Origin of the sequence: Micromonospora sp. AB353 (assembly GCF_049538395.1) — a bacterium.
In the GTDB taxonomy this organism is placed as follows: Bacteria; Actinomycetota; Actinomycetes; order Mycobacteriales; family Micromonosporaceae; genus Micromonospora; species Micromonospora aurantiaca.
In genome coordinates, this window is the sequence record NZ_JBMVFV010000013.1 from 18017 (window position 1) to 35962 (window position 17946).

At 73.5% G+C, this 17946-nt stretch carries 23 protein-coding genes; 9 read left to right on the forward strand and 14 right to left on the reverse strand.

All coding sequences use genetic code 11. The features are described from left to right. Window positions 1-137: 137 nt before the first annotated feature. From ACPCK6_RS08905 to ACPCK6_RS08925, 5 genes are all read right to left on the reverse strand, one after another. The gene (locus tag ACPCK6_RS08905) at window positions 138-554 is read right to left on the reverse strand and encodes a CBS domain-containing protein (RefSeq protein WP_318335423.1); all 417 of its coding nucleotides are present in this window, start codon (window positions 552-554) and stop codon (window positions 138-140) included. 65 nt (window positions 555-619) lie between these two features. Then, window positions 620-1297 (reverse strand): TMEM175 family protein, encoded by a 678-nt coding sequence (locus ACPCK6_RS08910; protein ID WP_423480836.1) that lies wholly within the window; start codon window positions 1295-1297, stop codon window positions 620-622. 101 nt (window positions 1298-1398) lie between these two features. After that, the gene (locus ACPCK6_RS08915; RefSeq protein ID WP_396881306.1) at window positions 1399-2421 is read right to left on the reverse strand and encodes an aspartate-semialdehyde dehydrogenase; all 1023 of its coding nucleotides are present in this window, start codon (window positions 2419-2421) and stop codon (window positions 1399-1401) included. Between the two features lie 96 nt (window positions 2422-2517). After that, window positions 2518-3861, reverse strand: a complete 1344-nt coding sequence (locus tag ACPCK6_RS08920) for a M16 family metallopeptidase (protein ID WP_396881305.1) — start codon at window positions 3859-3861, stop codon at window positions 2518-2520. Further along, window positions 3861-5150, reverse strand: coding sequence for a M16 family metallopeptidase (locus ACPCK6_RS08925; protein ID WP_423480837.1), 1290 nt, complete (start codon window positions 5148-5150; stop codon window positions 3861-3863). Before ACPCK6_RS08925 ends, ACPCK6_RS08920 begins: the two co-directional genes overlap by 1 nt. Window positions 5151-5235: 85 nt before the next feature. Between ACPCK6_RS08925 and ACPCK6_RS08930 the strand changes: the two genes are divergently transcribed. Continuing rightward, window positions 5236-5949: a phosphodiesterase gene (locus ACPCK6_RS08930; RefSeq protein ID WP_396881302.1), complete on the forward strand. Its 714-nt coding sequence runs from the start codon at window positions 5236-5238 to the stop codon at window positions 5947-5949. On the opposite strand, the gene ACPCK6_RS08935 is transcribed toward ACPCK6_RS08930, so the two are convergent. Next, window positions 5924-6145, reverse strand: coding sequence for a hypothetical protein (locus tag ACPCK6_RS08935; RefSeq protein ID WP_091423325.1), 222 nt, complete (start codon window positions 6143-6145; stop codon window positions 5924-5926). The genes ACPCK6_RS08930 and ACPCK6_RS08935 overlap by 26 nt on opposite strands. A 253-nt stretch (window positions 6146-6398) precedes the next feature. Between ACPCK6_RS08935 and ACPCK6_RS08940 the strand changes: the two genes are divergently transcribed. The 3 genes from ACPCK6_RS08940 to ACPCK6_RS08950 are packed head-to-tail and all read left to right on the forward strand — an operon-like array spanning window position 6399 to window position 8005. After that, window positions 6399-7496: a 3-deoxy-7-phosphoheptulonate synthase gene (locus ACPCK6_RS08940; protein WP_357209728.1), complete on the forward strand. Its 1098-nt coding sequence runs from the start codon at window positions 6399-6401 to the stop codon at window positions 7494-7496. A gap of 40 nt (window positions 7497-7536) precedes the next feature. After that, window positions 7537-7770, forward strand: coding sequence for a hypothetical protein (locus ACPCK6_RS08945; protein WP_018786980.1), 234 nt, complete (start codon window positions 7537-7539; stop codon window positions 7768-7770). A 25-nt stretch (window positions 7771-7795) separates the two neighbouring features. Beyond that, window positions 7796-8005 (forward strand): hypothetical protein, encoded by a 210-nt coding sequence (locus tag ACPCK6_RS08950; RefSeq protein ID WP_194800678.1) that lies wholly within the window; start codon window positions 7796-7798, stop codon window positions 8003-8005. 59 nt (window positions 8006-8064) lie between these two features. On the opposite strand, the gene ACPCK6_RS08955 is transcribed toward ACPCK6_RS08950, so the two are convergent. Genes ACPCK6_RS08955 through ACPCK6_RS08965 form a run of 3 tightly spaced genes read right to left on the reverse strand, consistent with a single transcriptional unit; the run spans window position 8065 to window position 9249 of the window. Continuing rightward, the gene (locus ACPCK6_RS08955; protein ID WP_013288145.1) at window positions 8065-8604 is read right to left on the reverse strand and encodes a DUF1360 domain-containing protein; all 540 of its coding nucleotides are present in this window, start codon (window positions 8602-8604) and stop codon (window positions 8065-8067) included. Window positions 8605-8638: 34 nt separating this feature from the next. Continuing rightward, window positions 8639-8956, reverse strand: a complete 318-nt coding sequence (locus ACPCK6_RS08960; protein ID WP_135241714.1) for an SRPBCC family protein — start codon at window positions 8954-8956, stop codon at window positions 8639-8641. Beyond that, a complete protein-coding gene (locus tag ACPCK6_RS08965) occupies window positions 8956-9249 on the reverse strand; it encodes a DUF6158 family protein (RefSeq protein WP_135241715.1) in 294 nt (97 codons plus the stop codon). The genes ACPCK6_RS08960 and ACPCK6_RS08965 overlap by 1 nt, the downstream gene beginning before the upstream one ends. A gap of 124 nt (window positions 9250-9373) precedes the next feature. On the opposite strand from ACPCK6_RS08965, the gene ACPCK6_RS08970 reads away from it, so the two are divergent. Both ACPCK6_RS08970 and ACPCK6_RS08975 read left to right on the forward strand, forming a co-directional pair. Next, window positions 9374-9805: a hypothetical protein gene (locus ACPCK6_RS08970; protein WP_423480838.1), complete on the forward strand. Its 432-nt coding sequence runs from the start codon at window positions 9374-9376 to the stop codon at window positions 9803-9805. A 25-nt stretch (window positions 9806-9830) separates the two neighbouring features. Beyond that, window positions 9831-10160, forward strand: a complete 330-nt coding sequence (locus ACPCK6_RS08975; RefSeq protein WP_318335429.1) for a DUF3817 domain-containing protein — start codon at window positions 9831-9833, stop codon at window positions 10158-10160. A 7-nt stretch (window positions 10161-10167) separates the two neighbouring features. Here the strand turns inward: ACPCK6_RS08975 and ACPCK6_RS08980 are convergent, their stop codons facing one another. Further along, the gene (locus tag ACPCK6_RS08980) at window positions 10168-10686 is read right to left on the reverse strand and encodes a DUF6232 family protein (RefSeq protein ID WP_396881299.1); all 519 of its coding nucleotides are present in this window, start codon (window positions 10684-10686) and stop codon (window positions 10168-10170) included. A 414-nt stretch (window positions 10687-11100) separates the two neighbouring features. On the opposite strand from ACPCK6_RS08980, the gene ACPCK6_RS08985 reads away from it, so the two are divergent. Continuing rightward, the gene (locus tag ACPCK6_RS08985) at window positions 11101-12066 is read left to right on the forward strand and encodes a C40 family peptidase (RefSeq protein ID WP_396881298.1); all 966 of its coding nucleotides are present in this window, start codon (window positions 11101-11103) and stop codon (window positions 12064-12066) included. A 72-nt stretch (window positions 12067-12138) separates the two neighbouring features. Here the strand turns inward: ACPCK6_RS08985 and ACPCK6_RS08990 are convergent, their stop codons facing one another. The 3 genes from ACPCK6_RS08990 to ACPCK6_RS09000 form a co-directional block, all read right to left on the reverse strand. Continuing rightward, window positions 12139-13128, reverse strand: a complete 990-nt coding sequence (locus ACPCK6_RS08990) for a sigma-70 family RNA polymerase sigma factor (RefSeq protein ID WP_194800735.1) — start codon at window positions 13126-13128, stop codon at window positions 12139-12141. Between the two features lie 506 nt (window positions 13129-13634). Continuing rightward, complete coding sequence (gene murQ / locus ACPCK6_RS08995) at window positions 13635-14582, reverse strand: N-acetylmuramic acid 6-phosphate etherase (protein WP_135241720.1); 948 nt, start codon at window positions 14580-14582, stop codon at window positions 13635-13637. Then, on the reverse strand, window positions 14579-15493 hold the full coding sequence (locus tag ACPCK6_RS09000; protein WP_135241721.1) for a MurR/RpiR family transcriptional regulator: 915 nt from the start codon (window positions 15491-15493) through the stop codon (window positions 14579-14581). The genes murQ and ACPCK6_RS09000 overlap by 4 nt, the downstream gene beginning before the upstream one ends. Window positions 15494-15759: 266 nt before the next feature. Between ACPCK6_RS09000 and ACPCK6_RS09005 the strand changes: the two genes are divergently transcribed. Further along, entirely contained in the window at window positions 15760-16437 is a 678-nt protein-coding gene (locus ACPCK6_RS09005) for an SDR family NAD(P)-dependent oxidoreductase (RefSeq protein ID WP_423480839.1), read from the forward strand. Here the strand turns inward: ACPCK6_RS09005 and ACPCK6_RS09010 are convergent. Next, window positions 16422-17168, reverse strand: a complete 747-nt coding sequence (locus ACPCK6_RS09010; RefSeq protein ID WP_423480840.1) for a dTMP kinase — start codon at window positions 17166-17168, stop codon at window positions 16422-16424. The genes ACPCK6_RS09005 and ACPCK6_RS09010 overlap by 16 nt on opposite strands. 149 nt (window positions 17169-17317) lie before the next feature. Between ACPCK6_RS09010 and ACPCK6_RS09015 the strand changes: the two genes are divergently transcribed. Next, complete coding sequence (locus ACPCK6_RS09015) at window positions 17318-17899, forward strand: nucleotidyltransferase (RefSeq protein ID WP_043328811.1); 582 nt, start codon at window positions 17318-17320, stop codon at window positions 17897-17899. Window positions 17900-17946: the final 47 nt, after the last annotated feature.

Consider the following 17946-nt stretch of genomic DNA (forward strand, 5'->3'; position numbering starts at 1 on the left):
GGTCTCCCTGTCCGAGGCTTCGTGTCCCCACCCGTTCCGCGGCCAACCTCGCCCGAACCGGGTGAACGCCGCGCCACCGCGCGCACGCGCGACGCCGGCCCCCGAACCGGGAGCCGGCGTCTTCGCGGCGGACAGGTCTAGTTGTTGGGGTCGTCGGCGCTGATGTCCGCGAGCACCGACTGGGGTTCCCGCTCCACCGCCAGGTCACCCATCGAGATCAGGCCGATCAGCCGGCCGTCGTCGACCACCGGGAGGCGGCGGACCGCGTACGTGCGCATCAGGTCGGCGGCGGCCACCGCGTCGTCGTACTGGCTCACCGTCACCACGTCCTTGCTGGTGATCTGGTTGAGCCGGGTGGTGGTGGGGTCCATGTTCTCGGCCACGCCCCGCACCGTGATGTCCCGGTCCGTCACGATGCCGACCACGTTGTCGCCGTCGGTCACCACCACGTCGCCGATGGCGCTGTCGCGCATCTCCTGCGCTGCGGCGATGAGCGTGTCGTTGCCGTCCATCGTCACCAACCGGGTCGTCATGAACTCTCCGACCGTTGTCATGGTGCTTCCCCTCTCGGTGTCGGCACGGCCGTCTACCCGCCGCCGCAGGCGGGGTAACGCCCGCGTCACCGCCGGGGGCGCAGGCGCCGGCGCAGGTCGTAGGAGCCGTTGCTGGACAGCCCGTAGAAGACCGGCAGCAGCAGGAGCACCACGAGCGCCGCCGGGATGCTCAGCAGCACGCCCACCAGACCGGCGATCGCGTACGCGAGCACGCCGAGCAGCGCCCGGACGCGTTCGGCCTCGAAGAACCGGGCGGTGACGTGCGGTTCCAGCAGTTCCCGGTGCCGGCTCAGGTAGTGGTAGAGCCACAGCCAGGTCATCGACAGGAGCACGCCGACGAGCGCGTACGCGGACACCGCGACCCGCTCGTCGGCGACGTCGCCCTCCTCGACGGCGCGGGAGACGAGCCCGGTGACGAACGGCAGCAGCGCCACGCTGAACAGCACGCCGAGGTTCGCCCAGTGCAGTCCCCGGTCGGCGCAGCGGACCCGGTGGAACGTCCCCTTGTGGTTCAGCCAGTTGACCGCCACGTACAGGTACGACGTGACGTAGGCGAGGTAGACCGGCCACTGGTCGCGCAGCGCGCGCAGCATCCCGCCCGGCGCCGTCTCGGGCACCCGCAGGTCGAGCACCAGCAGCGTGATGACGATGGCGAAGACCGCGTCGCTGAACCCGATCGCCCGGACCGTGTCCGAGCGCATCCCGTCGGTCGCGGCGTCCCCGGTGTCCCCTCCGGCCGTCATCGGCACCCCCGCCCTGCCGGCGCGGGGCGGCCGGCGACCCGGCGGGCATACCCGCTGTGCGGGCGTCCGTGCCGGGTGGCAGGGCACGGACGCCCGGCGGGTCAGCGCTCGGCGGCGACCAGCTCGGCGAGCTGCACGGCGTTGAGCGCCGCGCCCTTGCGCAGGTTGTCGTTGGCGCAGAACAGCGCGAGCCCGTGCTCGACGGTCTCGTCGGCGCGGATCCGGCCGACGTACGTCGGGTCCTGGCCGGCCGCCTCCAGCGGGGTCGGCACGTCGCGCAGCGCCACGCCGGGCGCGCCGTCGAGCAGCTCACGGGCCCGGGCCGGGTCGATCGGCCGGGCGAACCGGGCGTTGATCTGCAGCGAGTGGCCGGTGAAGACCGGGACGCGCACGCAGGTGCCGGAGACCTTCAGTCCGGGGATCTCCAGGATCTTGCGGCTCTCGTTGCGCAGCTTCTGCTCCTCGTCGGTCTCGAACGAGCCGTCGTCGACGATCGAGCCGGCGAGCGGGAGCACGTTGAAGGCGATCGGGCGGGCGAACGAGCGCGGCGCCGGGAACTCCACCGCACCGCCGTCGAAGGCGAGCCCGGCCGCGTCCTCGGCCACCTTGCGGACCTGCTCGTCCAGTTCCGCCACGCCGGCCAGGCCGGCGCCGGAGACCGCCTGGTAGGTGGCGACGACGAGGCTGACCAGCCCCGCCTCGTCGTGCAGCGGGCGCAGCACCGGCATGGCGGCCATCGTGGTGCAGTTCGGGTTGGCCACGATGCCCTTCGGGCGGTCCGTGATCGCGTGCGGGTTGACCTCGGCCACCACCAGCGGCACCTGCGGGTCCATCCGGAACGCCGAGGAGTTGTCGATGACCACGGCGCCGGCCTCGGCGACCCGCGGAGCCAGCTCCTTCGCGGTGCCCTTACCCGCCGAGAAGAGCACGATGTCCAGGCCGCGGTAGTCCGCGGTGGCCGCGTCCTCCACGGTGACCTCGCCGTCGCGCCAGGGCAGCGTGCGCCCGGCCGACCGGGCCGAGGCGAACAGGCGCACCTGCTCCGCCGGGAACTCGCGCTCCGCCAGCACCTGCCGCATGACGCCACCGACCTGGCCGGTGGCTCCCACAATGCCGATCCTCATGCCCGCGAGGCTACCCAGCCGGGCGGTACGGGTGGGAAACGTTTCCCACCGCGCGGATGCGGGGCGACGGGAATCACAGGCCCGCCGCCCCGTCCGTCACGTGTGGTCGACCACCTCGCCGAGACCGCTGGCGACCAGCTCGTCCCGGATAACCGCCGCGTCCCCCTCGATCACCATGGTCAGCGACTCGGGGTGCAGGTAGGTCGACGCGGCGGCGGAGACGTCCTCGACGGTCGCCGCGAGCAGTTGCTCCCGCAGCCGCGCGTGGTAGTCGTCCGGCAGGTCGTGCACGACGAGCGTGGTCAGGGCCGCGGCGATCGCCCGCGGGCTCTGCAACTCGACCGAGAGCTGCCCGGCCCGCCAGGAACGCGCCACCTCCAGCTCGTCCTCGGTGACGCCGGTGAGCCGGGTACGCGAGATCTCGCCCACCGACTCGACGAGCGCCGGCGCGGTCACCGCCGTCTGCACGCCGGAGCTGACCGCGAACCGGCCGAACCGCCGGGACGAGGCGAAGTCGCCGCGGATCCCGTACGTGTAGCCACGCACCTCGCGGATCAGGTGGTTGAGCCGGGACGTGAACGCGCCGCCGAGCACGGTGCCGGCGAGCGTCATCGGCACGTGGTCCGGGTGGGCGCGGTGCGGGGACGGGTGGCCCAGCCGCAGCGTCGACTGCACCGAGCCGGGCCGGTCGACCAGGATGATCCGGCGCTGCCCGGCCAGCGGCACGTCGATCGGGCCGCCGCGTTCCACCGGGCCGCCGCCGGCGCCGGCGAACGCCGTCGCGGCGAGCGCGTCCAGGTCGATCCGCTCCAGGTCACCGGCGACGATCAGGGTGCCGGGGCGGATGAACCACTCGGAGTGGAAGACGGTGACGTCGTCCACCTCCAGCGCGGCCACGCTGTCCGGGTCGCCGTAGAGCGGGCGGCCCCACCGGTGCTGCGCGCCGAACAGCTCGGCCCGCAGCACCGCGTCGGCGCGCGGGCCGGGGTTGGCCCAGTCCATCCGCAGCGCTGTCGCCTCGTCGTCGCGGACCCGCCGCACGTCGGCCGGGTCGAGCCGGGGCGTACGGACCGCCTCGGCCAGCAGCTCCACGGCGGCGGTCAGCCGGTCCACCGGCACCTGCACGCTCACCTGGAACGAGTCCCAGTCCAGCCCGGTCGACAGCTCGGTGCCGAGCGCCTCGATGGCCAGCGCGTACGCGGTGGCGTCCCGCTGCGCGGTGCCCTCCTCCAGCGCCTTCGCCAGCACCGCGCCGAGGCCCTCCTTGCCGACCGGCTCCCGGCCCGCGCCGCCGTCGAGCAGCAGCAGCGCGACGGCGAGGTTCTGCCCGGGCAGGTGGGCGGCGACCACCTGACCGCCGGCCACCGTCCGCCGGACCACCTGCGGGAACCGGTAGGCGCGGGCGGCGCCGGGGCCGGGACGGGTGGCGATCAGCGACATCACTTCTCCTCGGGCAGGTAGGACAGGATCACCCGGTCGTCGGCGCCGAGCAGTTCGGCGGCCTGCTCGGCGATCTGCTCCGCGGTCACCGCGAGCCAGGCCGGCAGCCGGTCGGCCGCGCGGGCCGGGTCGCCGAACTGGGTGGCGTACCGGCCGAGCGTGTCCGCCCGCCCGTCCACGGTGGACATCTGCCGCCACCACATGGTGCTCAGCAGGGCCTTGGCGCGATCCAGCTCGGCGGCGGTCACCGGCACTGTGGCCAGCTCGTCGACCACGTCGGCGAGCCCGTCGCGCAGCCGCTCGGCGCTCACCCCGGGGCGGGCCGTGGCGGTGGCGATCAGCGGGGCGGGCGCGTGCGCCAGGTCCACCCCGTACGCGCCGACCAGGTCCGGCTGGGCGATCCGCTCACCGTCGGCGAGCCGCTGGTACAGGCGGCTGCCCCGGCCGCTGCCGAGCACCGTGGCCAGCACCGTCGTCACGTCGTACCCCGGGGTGCCGAACGGGTGGGTGCGGTGCGCGACGTAGACGCGGGGGGCGGGCACGTCGGCGGTGACCGTCTCCACCGCCGGGCGGCCGGTGGCGGGCACCGTGCGGCCGTCCGGCGCGGCCGGGATGTCGGCCCGCGCGGCCAGGCCGCCGAAGTACTTGTCGGCGAGCCCGAACACCTCGGCGGCGGTGGTGTCGCCGACGACGGTGAGAACCGCGTTGTTCGGCGCGTAGTAGGTGCTGTGGAACTCCTGGAAGGTGGCCAGGTCGGCGGCGTTCAGGTCGGCCATCGACCCGATCGTCGCGTGGTGGTACGGGTGGCCCGGCGGGTAGAGCAGCGGCAGCAGGCGCAGCCAGGCGTCGCCGTACGGCACGTTCTCGTAGCGCTGGCGGCGCTCGTTCTTCACCACGTCACGCTGGTTGTCCAGCGTCTCCTGGGTCAGCGCCGGCACCAGCCCGCCCATCCGGTCGGCCTCCAGCCAGAGCGCCAGTTCCAGGTGCTCGGCCGGGACCGTCTCGAAGTAGTTGGTCCGGTCCGGGTTGGTGGTCGCGTTGAGCGAGCCGCCCGCGCCCTGGATCAGCTTCATGTGCTCGGTCTTCGCCACGTTCACCGAGCCCTCGAACATGAGGTGCTCGAAGAGGTGGGCGAAGCCGGTCTGTCCCGCCGGTTCGTGGCGTGAGCCCACGTCGTACCAGAGGTTGACCGCCACGGCCGGGGCGGTGCGGTCCTCGCTCACCACCACGCGCAGGCCGTTGTCCAGTCGGGTCGTCTCGATCGGCCAGGGGAAACCGCTGTCGGGCATGAGACGACGCTATCCGATCTCGGCGGCGGAAAGGTGACACGCGCGCCGGAGCATCGTCGGTGCGCGCCGGGGTACCCGTGCGGGCATGGCCGCCACCAGACCCTCCGCCGTCGATCGCGCCGCCGCCGCGCTGGCCCGGCTCCGGCACGCCCGGCTGCTGCATTCGGCCGGGCGGACGTTCGCCGGCGAGACCCGGATCTGGGGTACGCCGGGACCGCCGACCGGGGTGCCGCTGCTCGACCTGCCGGGCCGGTGGCCGGCCACGATCCGCCTGTCCAAGGGCGTGCCGACGCCGGGTGCCTGGCCGGACGTGCTGGGCGTGGCGGTACGGCTGCACCGCGATCCGGAGCCGCCGGTGGACCTGCTGTGGAGTTCCAGCGGCGCCGCGCCGGTGCTGCGGAACCTGCCGCTGCCCCGGCGGCGCTTCACCGGGACGTACACGTCGATCATGCCGTTCCGGGCCGGCGGGCGGCGGCTGTTCCTGGCCGTGCTGGCCGACCCGGAGTCACCCGGCCTGGGACGCGGCCTGGCCGGGGCGGGCGCGGCGGTCGCGGCCGACGAGCCCCGGCTGGTGCTGGCGGTGGCCTCGGCGGTGGGCCGGTGGCGGCCGTTCGGCGAGGTACGCCTCGACGACGAGCGCGGCGCCGCCGAGGACGCCGCGCTCGCGTTCGACCCGATCGGCAACGTGCCGCCGGGGTTGCGCCTGGCCGGCCCGCTGGCCCGGCTGCGGGACGACAGTTACCGGGGTTCCCGCCGGGCCCGGGGCGCCGGGCTCAGTCGGGCGGCTCGACGGGGGTGACGGTCTGCTCGGAGGTGCGGTGCTCCAGCACCGTGTCGGGGGCGGCGTTCTGGTCCGCCTCGCGGATGTCGGACTCGGTGAGGATCGCGTCGGCCTGCGCCTGGGCGTCGTCGCTGCCCGCCGCCGCCTCCTCCGGCAGCAGATGCGCTCGGGACTCGATCCGTTCCTGGTCGCTCGGGTCGTGGCTCGTGGTCATGCCGATCACTTACCCCGCGTTCCGCACTTCGGAACGAGCGCGGGCTTTCCGCCGCGCGTCGGGTACGCTGGCCGACGTGACGCGGTCGTATCGATGGTTTAGGCAGCCGGCTGGAGGAGCCGGTGACTCGACCATGAGCTGACGTCACCACCTCTTCGAGCCGGCGGGCAGGGATCGATTTCCCTGCCCTTTCGTATGCGAGCAGCCGGCTCGATCCCCCGGACCCGGCACGGGGGCACGGTCGGCGGAAGGAATCCCCACCGTGACCACGTCCCAGGACGCCCATCGGGTCATCGACCAGCGCATCGACCGTGTGGTGCCGCTGACCACCCCGGCCCTGCTGCACCACCACCTGCCGCTCGAGACTCCGCTGGCCGAGGCCGTCGTGGCGGGCCGCCGTGCCGTCGGCCGGGTGCTGGACCGCGCCGACGACCGGCTGCTCGTCGTCGTCGGCCCCTGCTCCGTGCACGACCCGGCCGCCGCCCTGGAGTACGCGGGCCGGCTGCGCGAGGCCGCCGCCCGGGTCGCCGACGACCTGCTCGTGGTGATGCGTGTCTACTTCGAGAAGCCGCGCTCGACGGTGGGCTGGAAGGGCCTGATCAACGACCCGGCGCTGGACGGCTCCGGCGACGTGAACACCGGTCTGCGTACCGCGCGGGCGCTCCTGCTCGACGTGCTGCGGCTGGGTCTGCCGGTGGGCTGTGAGTTCCTCGACCCGATCACCCCGCAGTACATCGCGGACACGGTGGCCTGGGGCGCGATCGGCGCCCGGACGGTGGAGAGCCAGGTGCACCGGCAGCTCGCCTCCGGGCTGTCCATGCCGATCGGCATGAAGAACCGCCCGGACGGCAGCATCGCCACCGCCGTGGACGCGATCCGGGCGGCCGGCGTGCCGCACGTGTTCCCCGGCATCGACGTCTCCGGCACCCCGGCGATCATGCACACCCGGGGCAACGCGGACGGGCACCTGGTGCTGCGCGGCGGGGGCGGCCGGCCGAACTACGACGCGGAGTCGGTGGCCGGGGCGCTGGAGCTGCTGCGGGCCGCGGGCCTGCCGGAGCGGGTGGTGGTCGACGCCAGCCACGCCAACAGCGGCAAGGACCACCGCAACCAGCCGCTGGTCGCCGCCGACGTGGCCGCACAGCTCGCCGCCGGTCAGCGCGGAATCGCCGGCATCATGCTGGAGAGCTTCCTGGTGCCGGGCCGGCAGGACCTCGACCCGACCCGGGAGCTGGCGTACGGCCAGTCGGTCACCGACGCCTGCATCGGCTGGGACACCACTGCCGAGGTCCTGGAACACCTGGCCCAGGCCGTGCGGGCCCGCCGGGCCACGCTTCCGGCCCGGGCCTGAGCGGGGTTGGGGCGAGTTTGACCGGTTCGGTGCCGGGTAGGTGGTCGGCGTGACCGATGACGCGCCCGTGACCGAGCAGCCCGACACACGGCCGCTCGACGACCTGCTCGACGACATCTACCACGGCCAGGAGCGGATCACCCAGGCGGACATCTACCGCCGGGCGGTGGCCGCCGAGCTCCCCGCGGAGCTGCTCACCCGGATCGCCGCGCTCCCCCAGGGCGAGTACGCGGCGGACGAGGCGGCCGATCTGCTGGGCGGCACGGTCGCCTGAGCCCCCGCCGACGAGAGGACGCGAGATGACCCACCACGACCGCGAGCACGAGCACCTGGCGGCGCTCGGCCAGCCCCCGGAGGGCGTCGACACGCTGCCGGAGCCGGACTTCGCCAACGAGCACGACCGCACCGCCGTGGACCGGGACGTCGTCACCGGCGAGGACGAGGACGAGCGGGAGCCGGAGGCGTCGCGCGGCTGGGCCGGCGAGGACCACGGCACCACCCCCACCTGACGGTGGGAGACACGGAAAGGGGGCCGGCGCGTGCCGGCCCCCTTTCGTGTCCGCTTGTCTCACGCCTCGTGGCGACCGCCCTCGGCCGCCTGCTGGGCGACCGCGTACCCCATCTGGAGGAAGTCGGAGGCGGCCACCGCGGTCAGCGCGGTGGCGACCAGGCGGGTCAGCCGGGGCGCCAGCACCAGGCCGCCAGTGAGCCCGGTGGCGACCCAGACCGCCAGGCAGAACGGGCAGCTCACCAGCTCGCCGAGCGCGTGCCGGGTGGGGCTGCCCTCGTCGCGGACCTGCTCCATCACCTCGCCGCTGCCGATCGGGTGGTCGTAGCGGGTGAACGGCGCCCGCAGCGGACTGGTGATCGCGTCCTTGGACAGCAGCCGGCTGAGCTTGTGCGTGGCGATCGAGAGCAGCACCACGTCCGCCGGTGTGGGCCGCTCGGGCACCGGCCGGCCGGTCGCCCGGACCAGGCCGACGAGCGCGGCTGTCACACCCGCGTACGTGCCCATCGCCTTCAGGTAGCCCTCCAGCGGCCGGTGCTCGTGCGGCGCGTACGCCTGGCGCAGGCGCGCCACCTTCTGCTTCAGGCCACTCCCGGTCAACCCGGCCTCCTCGTGCTCGTCGTGCGGGCCGGGCTCAGCCGGCGGTCAGGTTGTCGGCCACCTCGCGGTCGAGGTTGGCCAGGATCTCGTCGGCCAGGTCGTGGTCCGGCCCGGCCAGGTCCAGCCGTACCCGGGCACCGCCCGCGCCGGCCGGCTCCACGTCGATCTCGGCGGACCAGTCCGCGGCGCTCCACCGGGCCCGCATGTCGTCGGCGTCGACGACCTCCACCCGGCAGGTGCCGGAGGTGCGCAGCCGCTCGGGCAGCCAGGCCGAGGAGCGGTCCGGATCAGTGGCGGTGTTGAACACCACCTCCGGCGGCGCGGACATGCCGCGCTCGGCGTGGCTGGCCATCAGGCGTCCCGCAGCCGGCTCGGGTCGACCTCCCGGCCGGGGTGCCGGGCCAGGTACTCCGTCTCCAGTTCGGCGGTGCGCCGCAGGTGGTTGGCGAGCGCCGAGTCGGTGGCGTGGCGCAGCGTGTCCAGCCGGGTGCGGTGCAGGCTCTGCATCTCCCGGACGAGGTCCTCGTCGCCCAGTTCCACCGGGTCCACCCCGAGCTGATCGCCGTCGACGGTGCGGGCGTGATCGCCGTCCCACTCCGCGACCCGCTGTTCCGGGCTCGCGTCCCGGCGTACCGATTCGGTCATCGTCGCCCCCTCGTCTCGTTCGGGTTGGCACCTGTTCGGATGCCCAGCGGGCGTGCCACCAAACCACCGCCCGGACTACGACGCCGTGTCGGAGAAGCCCGGCGGCCCCGGTACTCTCGTGGGCATGAATCGGCTCTGGACACCGGCGTGGATCGTCCGCCACGTGGCCATGGTCGTGCTGGTGGCGGGTTGCCTCGGGATGGGCTGGTGGCAGGTCACCCGCGCCGCCGGGGGGAACGCGATCAGCTTCGGTTACGCGATCGAGTGGCCGGTGTTCGCCGGTTTCGTGATCTTCGTCTGGTGGCGTGAGGTCCGCCAGGCGCTGCGTGCGACGCCGCCGGGCGACGCGCAGCAGACGGCCGATCCGGCGCCGTCGGCGGCCGCCGGCACCGAGCCGGTCGCCACCACCCCCGCGGTACGCCGGCCGGTGCGCGTCGTGCGGGTGCCCGCCGCCCCGGCCGACGGGGCGGACGACGCCGAGCTGGCCGCGTACAACAGCTACCTATCCTGGTTGAACGCCAATCCGGGCGCCCGGCCCGGCGACTATCCCGGCTGAGGCCGGTGCGGAAGGACGGACGACGGTGGGCGGAGCCTTTACCCGGTACCGCGTGATCGCCTGGATCGTGGGCGTGGCGCTCGTGGTGCTGGTCCTGATCGGCATGCCGCTGAAGTACGGCTTCGACAACCCGAGCGTGGTGGGTGTGGTCGGCGTGGCGCACGGCTGGCTGTACATGCTCTATCTGGCGCTCACGTTCGACCTGTCGCGCCGGGCGAACTGGCCGCTGAAGCGGATGCTGCTGGTGATGCTCGCCGGCACCGTGCCGTTCGTCTCGTTCTACGCCGAGCGGCGGGTGAGCCACTGGGTGGCCGCCGAGGCCCGGCCGCGTACGCCGGAGCCGGTCGCGGGCTGACCGCCGGTCACCGGGCCGGCCGCCACGGCTCGGCCGCCGGCGGGTCGGCCCAGCCGCCCAGTCGCGCCGCCTCCCGGGCCCGCCCCAGCGCGCGGGCGACCTGGCCGAACTGCCGCTCGTCGTCGCTGCTGAACAGCAGTACCTCGGTGCCCCGGACCCGGCCCCACAGCTCGTGCGCCGGGGGCCGCACGCGGTCGCCGACCAGCACGAGCAGCATCGGCACCAGCCCGACGGCGCCGAGCAGGAGGTACGCCCCGGCGGTGAGCCGGTGCAGGCCGCCGGTGAAGCCGAGCAGCAGGCCGACCGCGGCGATCATCGCGGCGGACACGGCGACGGCGCGGATCGCGAGCCGGTCGTGCGGCCCCCGGTCGATCCGGAGCTGGGTGATCTCGGCCACCGGCCAGGTGTTGCGGCCGACGGTGAAGCGCTCGGCGGTGACGACGATGCCGGGCCGGGCGTAGAGCAGCCTGGGTCCGGCCGGTCGCGGCGCGCGGGGCGGCTGGGTGGCGGAGCGGTCGGTCTGCACGGCGGCCTCCCGGGAGCAGGGATCCCGTGGTGGGATTTCCCGTCCGGGCTTCATTGTGTTTGCCTCGCGCCACCTGACCTCGGGGTTTCGGCTGTCGCGGGATCACCGGCCCGGCCGCGCCGGCCGGAAACAGAGAACGATTTCCGTCTTTGTCATGACTTCGCCTGGCGTGGCCTGGCGACATCCGCCCAGAACGACGAATCGGGCGAGTCGCCTCATCCACCCACCGGCTCCCCCTCATCACTTTCCGCCACTTTGCCAACTTTCGCCCCTGCTTGAACTCCCGGCTACTGCGATCACGGGTTAGGTTGTCCAGGTCGGCCCGGTCGACAGCCGTCCACCCGGACGGCCCCGGGCCGGTGTCGCCGGGTCGCGAACGCGCCCGGCGACCGGTGGGAGAGGAGCTTTCCGCTCTTGTCGTCCTTACGGATGCTGCTCCGCTCGCTGGCGGTGGCCGGCCTCTCGGCCGCGTTGCTCGCCCCGGCGCAGGTGGCCCGGGCCGAGCCGACCCCCGCCGAGCTGACGAAGCAGATCGAGAAGTCCTCGACTGAGCTGGAGCGAATCGTCGAGTCCTACAACAAGCTCAACGAGGACATCAAGGCCAACAAGGCCACCGCGGCCACGTTGGAGGCCCGGATCGGGCCGCTGCAGGAACAGGCCGAACGCAGCCGCGCCGACGTGGGCGTACTGGCCGCGACGGCGTACAAGACCGGTGGCATGCGCACCGCGGCGGCCCTGCTGGACCCGGGCGGCCAGGCCACCCTGCCGGAGCGGCTGGGCACGCTCGACCAGCTCACCCGCCAGCGGCAGCGCACCATCAACAGCTTCACCGCCGACCAGAAGCGGCTGATCGACCAGAAGACCGCGCTGGACGTCACGCTCGCCCGGGAGGCGGCGCAGGCCAAGCAGCTCAAGTCCGCGAAGACGCGGATCGAGGCGGACCTGTCCGACCTCTACGAGATGCGGCGCAAGGCGTACGGGCGGGCCACGGAGGCACCCGGCAGCCCCAGCTCGGCGGGCAAGCCGCCGGCCGTCTCCGGCGACGCCGGCACGGCGGTGCGGTACGCCTACGGCGCGGTCGGCAAGCCCTACGGCTACGCCCAGGACGGCCCCGGCAGCTACGACTGCTCCGGTCTGACGCTCGCCGCCTGGCGGGCCGCCGGGAAGTCGCTGCCGCACAGCGCGGCGCAGCAGTGGGGGGCCACCACGCGGATCAGCCGCAGCCAGCTGCAACCGGGTGACCTGGTGTTCTACTCCGGGCTCGGGCACGTGGCGCTCTACGTCGGCAACGGCCAGATCATCGACGCGCCCAGCGCCGGACGCAACGTCAGCAAGCGCGGCATGAACATCATGACGATCGCCGGCTACGGCCGGGTCTGAGCACCACGAACACGGCGAACGGCCGGCGTCCCCCTGTCGGACGCCGGCCGTTCGCCGTTCATTGTTACCAGGTCAGGCCGCCTGGAGCCCTTCCGCGCGAGCCAGCTCACGCAGCCGGCCGAGAGCCTGGATCTCCAGCTGGCGGATGCGCTCGCGGGAGAGCGAGAACCGCGACGCGACCTCGGTCAGCGAGTGCTCGCGTCCGTCCTCCAGGCCGTACCGGGCCCGCATGATGCCTGCGGAACGGTCGTCGAGGTGGTTGAGCAGGCCCTCGATCCGCTGCCGCTCCAGGCCGGTGAGCACGATCTCCTCCGGCGACGGCGCGTCGCTGTCGGCGACCAGGTCACCGAGGTTGGTGTCGCCGTCGTCGCCCACCGGGGTGTCCAGCGAGACGGTGTCCTGCGACCAGCGGACCAGCTCGTTCACCCGCTCGACGGTGACGCCGAGCGCGGTCGCGATCTGCTCCGGCTCCGGGTCGCTGCCCAGCTCTCGGGTGAGCTGCCGGGCCACGTTGCGCATCCGGTTGACGTCCTCGACCAGGTGCACGGGCAGCCGTACGGTCCGCTCCTGCTGGGCGATCGCCCGGCTGATGGCCTGACGGATCCACCAGGTCGCGTAGGTGGAGAACTTGAATCCGCGCTCGTAGTCGAACTTCTCGACCGCCCGGACCAGGCCGGTGTTGCCCTCCTGGATCAGGTCCAGCATGGGCATCCCGGAGCGCACGTAGCGCCGGGCGATCGACACGACCAGTCGCAGGTTCGCGCGGATGAACAGGTCCTTCGCGCGCTCACCCTCGACGACCAGCCGCTCCAGGTCCTCCCGGTCGGCGCCCTCGGGGATCCGGTCCTCGTCGAGCAGGTGCTCGGCGTAGAGGCCGGCCTCGATCGCCTTGGAGAGGTCGACCTCCCGGGCGGCGTCGAGCAGCGGCGTCCGGGAGATCTCGTGCAGGTAGACGCCGACCAGGTCCCGCTCCTCGGCGACCTCGTCGGTACGCATGCCGATGTTCTTGTCCACGATTGCCACGGTCCCCTCGCTCGCGCCGGTTGCCCGGTTCCTTGCCATCCCCACGTTCATCAGCCCTCCCCGTAACCTCCGCTGTGCCCGTAGGTGCTGACACCTACACAACAGATGTGACGCGTCGGGGATTCCATGTCGTGAGTCGAAACTGTCACGAATGCCTGAGTAGTAGCTGAGAGCCCGGTCCATGTTTCCTGTTACCGGCCCGGTTCGGGCGGCTCGCGGGCGCCGTTTTCGGCACACACCCGAGCTGCGAAATCGCCGGTCGCCCATGGAATGGCACCATTGCCTGTTCCATGAACACAGCGAGCCGCGTCACCGAGTCGTTGCGATCCTGGTCACTGCGAGATACGCGCCTGCGGACCGGTCGGTTCAGCCATGCTCAAGGATTACCCTCCGCCTCGTTGAACAATCCGTGCGGGAGGAGTCGTCCCCCTCCCGCACGTGATACGCGTCGCACCCGCCGGGCGGATGCGCCGGGCGGGTGGATCGGGCGGACGGGGCGGGACGCACCGGGACGGGCCGGGCTCGCGGCGAGGGGCCGGCGACGGTCAGGAGGCGAGCAGGGCGAGCGCGCCGCGTACCTGGTGGGCGGAGCGGGCCAGCGCGGCCCGGGCGGCGGGCACCTCGGCGCCGGACACCAGCGCCACCAGCGCGGTCTTGAGGTCGCCGTCGGCCTCCCGCAGGGCGACCCGGCACACCTCCTCGGCGCAGCCGGTGGCCTCCACCAGAATCGAGATCATGCGGCCGCGCAGTTTGGCGTTCGTCGCCACCATGTCGATCATGAGGTTCGAGTAGACCCGGCCCAGACGCACCATCACGGCCGTGGAGAACGTGTTGAGCACCAGCTTCTGCGCCGTGCCGGCCTTCATCCGGGTCGACCCGGTGACCACCTCCGGGCCGGTGTCCACCCCGATGAAGACGTCCACCGACGCGGCGGCCTCGGCCTCCGGATTCGCGCAGAGCAGCACCGTACCGGCCCCCTGCGCCCGGGACGCGGCGAGCGCCCCGAGGACGTACGGGGTGCGCCCGCTGGCCGCGAGGCCCACCACGAGGTCGCCGGGGCGTACGCACTCGGCGGCGTCGGCGGCGCCACCGCGCTCGTCGTCCTCGGCGTCCTCGACGGCGCGCCACATCGCCTCCGGGCCGCCCGCGAGGTGCGAGCAGAACCAGTGCCGCGGCGAGTTGAACGTGGGCGCCAGCTCGGCGGCGTCGAGCACACCGAGGCGACCGGAGGTGCCGGCGCCGAAGTAGTGCACGCGGTGCCCGTCACGCAGCGCGGCCACGGCCAGGTCGACCGTCTCGGCGATCTCGTCCAGCACCGCGGCGACGGCGGCCGGTACGCGCCGGTCCGCCTCGTTGATGACGGTGAGCACGTCCCGGGTGGACATCAGGTCGAGGTCGACGCTGTGCGGGTTGCGCCGCTCGGTCGGCGCGCCGACGCGCACCACCGGCCGTACCGCCGCCACGCCGTCCCGCTCCACCCGACCCGCCGTCATCCCCGCCTCCGCCCGGGACCGACCCGGTGCGACTGGACCGCCTCGGCGGTGGCCTCCAGGGCCTTCTTGGTCCGGGCCCGGCTGCGGGCGGCCACACCGACGAAGAGGCAGTCGACCACTGTGAGCTGGGCCAGCCGGCTCGCTGTCGCGCCGGAGCGGTATGTCGTCTCCCGGGCGGCGGTGGTGAGCACGTGGTCCGCGACCTCGGTGATCGGCGAGCGCGGGAAGTTCGTCAGGGCCACGGTGGTGGCGCCGCGCGCCCGCGCCTGCTCCAGCACCTCGATCACGTCGGAGGTGGTGCCGGTGTGCGAGATGCCGACCGCGACGTCGCCGCGGCCCAGCAGGGCGGCGGAGGTGAGCGCCGTGTGCACGTCCGGGAAGTAGAACGCGATGCGGCCGATGCGGTGCAGCTTCTGCTGGAAGTCGGAGGCGACGAAGCCGCTGGCGCCCGCGCCGTAGACGTCGATCCGGCCGGCCGCGCCGATCGCCTCGACCACCTGCTCGCAGACCGCCGGGTCGAGCTGCTCGGCGGTCTCCTCGACGGCGCGGGCGTCGTTGAACGCGATCGTGGCGATGATCTGGGCGAGGTCCGCGCCCGGCGGGATGTCGCCGCCGACCACCCGCGCGTCCGGCGGCTCGACCCGGCGGGCGGCCTCGGCGGCGAGCCGGATCCGCAGCTGCGGGTAGCCGTCCATGCCGACCGAGCGGCAGAAGCGGATCACCGTCGCCTCGGACGTCTCGGCGGCGGTGGCGAGGTCGGTGATCGTACGCCGGGCCGCGTCCGCCGGATCGGCGACGACCAGCCGGGCCACCCGCTGTTCGGCCGGGGACAGCGAGGGCAGCAGGCCGCTGATGTGGACGATCAGTCCACCGGTCTCGTGACTCGCAGAAATCTTCGGACTCTTCGCCACGGATGAAACTTACTTTCACGAGGCGTGAGCGTCAACCATGACACCGCGTATCGGGAAATTTACTGTCTTCCGTACCCGCCCCCGGGCCAAGGATCCCATTGTCGCAGCCCCACTGCCTCATCCGGTCCGGTCGAGTCACTCCTGCCGCCCGACGTGCCGGTCCGCCGTCGCGCGGCACGGCCTGCCTGGTCGGCCTCGGCCGGGCGGACCGGACGGCGCGCGCGGGTCACCGGTCGGTCGGCACAGCCGTTGGCTAGCGTGTGTCCATGACGGAACGCACGGTGCTGGTGACCGGAGGCACGGGCGGGCTCGGCGGCGCGGTCACCGCCGCCTTCCTCGACGCCGGCTGGCGGGTGGTCGTACCCCAGCGGGAGCCCGGGACGGACGACGGCCCGGTCCGGGTCGTGGCCGACCTGCTGACCCCCGAGGGGGCCGCGCGGGCGGTCGAGGCGGCGACCGCCGAGCCGGCCGCGCCGCTGCGCGCGGTGGTCAACCTCGTCGGCGGGTACGCCGCCGGCGGCCTGGTGCACGAGACCCCGGTCGAGGACTTCGAACGGATGCTGCGGCTCAACCTGCGCCCGACGTACCTGGTCACCCGGGCGGCGCTGCCGCACCTCGTGGCGTCCGGCGACGGCGCGGTGGTCTGCGTCTCCGCCCGGGCGGCGGTCTCGCCGTTCCCCGGCGCCTCCGGCTACGCCACCGCCAAGGCCGCGGTGCGGGCGTTCGCCGAGACGGTGGCGGTCGAGTACCGGCAACGCGGCGTGCGGTGCAACACGGTGCTGCCGAGTGTCATCGACACCCCGGCCAACCGCGCCGCCCAGCCCGACGCCGACCACGGACGCTGGGTGCCGCCGGCCGAGATCGCCACGGTGATCCGCTTCCTGGCCTCCCCCGAGTCCGCGCCCACCAGCGGCGCGAGCATCCCGGTCTACGGACGGGCCTGAACCGGCACCGGCCCGTCCCGCCCGGCGCCACCGGCCGGGCGTCGCGGGCCGGCCGGAGCCGGCCCCGCCGGAGCCGGACCGGGACCGGCGGACGGGTCGTCGGGCAGCCACTCGCTCAGGTGCGCCCGGATCCGGCGGGCCACCTCCTCCGGCGGGCCGTTGCCGTCCACCACCACGAAGCCGCCGTACTCCGGCAGCTCCCGGTAGGCGGCGTCCGCGGCGGTCAGCCACGCCATCGTCTCGTGGTCGGTGCCGCGCCGTTCGATCCGCCGGTACGCCTCGGCGGGGTCGACGGTGAGCAGGAACGTCACCCGGGGCGCCGGGAAGATCCGGTACCCGGCCCGGGCCAGCCGCTCCCACCGCTGCCCGCCGTGCGCCCGGATGCTGGCGTACTGGCAGGCCGACCACCTGTCCATCACCGCGGTCCGGCCGGTCACCAGGCAGCTGAGCAGCGCGAGCGCGATGGCCAGCCAGCGCAGCACCGACTCGACCACGAGCAGGCCGTCGCGCCCGACGAGCCGCTCCGCGTCCGGGCGGCCGAGCCGCTGCGCGATGCGGCCGAGCCAGCGGCGGCCACCGGCGTTGCGGTGGTACGTGGCGGGACGGCCGGCGGCGGTGAGCGCCTGGGCGAGCCGATGGGCCTGAGTGGTCTTACCTGAGCCGTCGATGCCGATCAGGGCGACGGCGCGCAGTCGGGCCCTGCCCCGCCGCGTCCGCAGTGAGCTGGCCACCCTCCCGAGGTTATCCGACCGATGCTCACACCGGCCCGTATGTCGCTTTCCTGCCCTGACGGGCCGATCGCACCGCAACAGGTGTGACCGGAGCGTCCGCCGGGTACGCATCGTGGTCCCACCGCCCAATGACGACGAGGGAGCCGCAGATGGCCGAGCGCGGGGACGAGACCCTGGTGCACACGCTGAAGAAGGTCGCCGCCGTGCTCAAACAGTCCGAGATCCCGTTCGCGCTCGGTGGCAGCTTCGCGGTGTACGCGCACGGCGGCCACTCCAGCGACCACGACGTGGACTTCCTGCTCCGCGAGGCGGACGTGGACCGGGCGCTGGAGGCGCTGGTCGAGGCCGGCTTCACCGCCGAGCGCCCGCCGGAGGACTGGCTGGTCAAGGTCTACGACGAGGACCGGATGGTGGACCTGATCCACCGGCCGGTGGAGACCCCGGTCACCGAGGAGACGTTCGCCGACACGATCGTGCGCCCGGTCGACGCGATCCACATGCCGGTGCTCTCGGCCAGCCAGCTCATGGTGCACAAGCTGCTCAGCTTCTCCCAGCACTACTGCGACTTCGCCCGGGCCCTGCCGCTGGCCCGCTCGCTGCGGGAACAGATCGACTGGGAACGGGTACGGAAGGAGACGCAGCACTCGCCGTACGCCGAGGCGTTCCTGGTGCTGCTCGACCGGCTGGACGTGCTGCCCGGCGGCGCGCCCGGAGGAAGGGAGACCCTGTGACCGGACTGTCCGGCGACGTTCCCCCCGACGAGTACGTCGAGGCGGAG